General features: G+C 67.1%; 2 protein-coding genes. Both read left to right on the top strand.

Annotated elements, in window-relative coordinates; genetic code table 11:
* A partial coding sequence (locus tag ACE3N6_RS19145) for a TraI domain-containing protein (protein ID WP_374247413.1) occupies window positions 1-1,063 on the top strand: 1,063 nt, incomplete at its 5' end.
* Window position 1,064: 1 nt separating this feature from the next.
* On the top strand, window positions 1,065-2,228 hold a 1,164-nt coding region (traD, locus tag ACE3N6_RS19150; protein ID WP_374247414.1), incomplete at its 3' end, for a conjugative transfer system coupling protein TraD.

Below are 2,228 nucleotides of genomic sequence, written 5' to 3' on the forward strand. Positions count from 1 at the left end.
CCTGCTGGCCAGCATCGGCGGCATCCCGGTCTATCGCGACCACAACATCCTCGACGAACTCGTCCGCCGCTCGCTGGCGCTGGTCATCGACCGCAACCTGATCGCCAGCGCCGACCGCTACGGTTCGCCGCAATACGGCTCGCACCTGGAACGGTACCTCGTCGATGCCCTGCGGCGGCTTGCCCGCGGCAACTCGGCCTGGGTGCCCAACCGCGAGAGGTCGCGCCTGTGGTTCGGCCAGGACGGTCTGTTCCTGGTCTGGCCCGGCGCCGCCGACGATGTCCACCAGTTGCTCGAGGCCGACCAACTGGCCGGCATCCCCAAGGCGCCGGAGACCATGCTGGAACTGCTGCTGGCCGCTGGCGTTTTCGAGGCGGCAGTGGCGGGTCACCCGATCTGGTCGATCCAACCGCCCGGCGCCAAGGTTCCGCTGGAAGCGGTCAAGCTCTCGGCCCCGGACATTCTCCTCGCGGGAATCGATCCGCATCCGGTCGCCCTGCCACAGGCGCTGGAATTCAAGCCGGAGCGCGCGTCCGCCCCAACTGTGCCGCAACGGCCCGAATCCGGGCCCCCGCCTGCTCCACCCGTCAAAAGCGGCACCCAGTTATCTCTGATACCGCCACCCGAGCCGACTGTCGACAACCAAGCGAGTGCGGCGCCGCTTGAGGCAACGCCCAGGCCCTCCTCCCCTGAACCGGTCTCGCCACCTTCCCCCGCGACCTTCGCCCTGCAAGCCCCGATGCGTCTGAATCCGGTCGTGCGGGATGCTCTGGCCGATGCGGTTCGCACGCTCAACGATGGCATGGGGCCATCCACCGTGTGCACCATCGCCCAAGGGGTGTTCGTGCCCCTGGTCGAATTCGAGCGACGTGGCATCCAGCCCTCGCTGGCCATGCGTGCCCTCACAGAGGCGAACATGCTGATCACGCCAAATCGAGATGGCCCGCCAACGCTGTCGCGCGATTTCAACGGCAACCCCACCGCCGGCATCGTGCTGGACCCGTGCTGCGTGAGCGGGCTCGATCTGGCAGGCTTTGCCGTGCCAACGGCGGAGGAAGGCTGAGATGCTGGTCCGCCGCTACGAGATGCCCTGGCGTCGGGCCTATGAGGTCTATGCCGGCATCGCCTGGGGGCTGGCGCTGGTCTATTTCGTCGGCGTCGGCGTGGCCGGTGCCCTCCCCCGGCAATTGGCCCTGCCTCTGGCGCTCGTCTGCTTTGCGATGGGCGTGCTGCGGGTGACCCAGGCGCTGCACATGCTCGTCTTGCGGGCTTCGCTGGGCGGGCGCGGCATCGAGGTCATCAGCACCGATGAACTGGCCGGCTGGTGCGAGGATCCGGCCGCGGTCTTCCTGGGCTTCGGTTTCGAATGGCGACCCGTGCATTCGCAGCGGCTATACGAGCTCGCCAAGATCGACTACCGGGAATTCGCCGTGTCGCCGCGCCTGCTGCGGATCCTGGGCCACGACAGCAAGCCCCAGCCGGACGCCGAGATCGGCCTGCCCTACATCCACGGCGTCGAACCGAAGGAAGGCCCCTTGCACCGGCCGCTGCAGAACTTCGAGGGCGGCACCCTGCTGGTTGGCACAACCCAGTCGGGCAAGGGCGTGGCGCTCGCCAACCTGATCACCCAGGCGATCCGGCGCGGCGACGTGGTGATCGTCATCGACCCGAAGAACAGCCGGCGGCTCAAACGGGTCGTCGAGCGCGCCTGCGCCGACTACCGCGAGCCGGACACCTTCATGGAATTCCATCCGGCCTTCCCGGAACGGGGAGTAAGGCTGGACTTCACCTTCAACTGGCAGAAACCCACCGAGATCGCCTCGCGCATCCAGTCCATCATGCCGCCCGATACCGCCGGCGCCTTCTCGGCCTTCGGCTGGGATGCAGTCAACGTCGTCGTGCAGGGCCTGGTCGAGATTGAGGAGCGGCCGAACCTGGTGAAACTCACCAAGTACATCGAGGGCGGCATCGAGCCGGTCCTCGAAAGCTCGCTGCGCCGCTACTACGACCAGATTCTCGGTGCCGGCTGGCGCGATCTGCCCGAGATGAAGAAGCTACTCAGCGATGCCCACCGCGGCAACGTGAAGCGCCCGTCGGAGGCGGCCAGCGCCGACCTCATGGCCTTCGTTGCCTACTACGAGCACCACATCGCCCAGAACCAGCGCAACAAGGTGATCGACGCCCAGGTGCGCACCTTCCGCCACAACCGGGAGCATTACCAGAAGATC

The organism is Zoogloea sp. (genome assembly GCF_041904905.1).
Lineage (GTDB): Bacteria > Pseudomonadota > Gammaproteobacteria > Burkholderiales > Rhodocyclaceae > Zoogloea.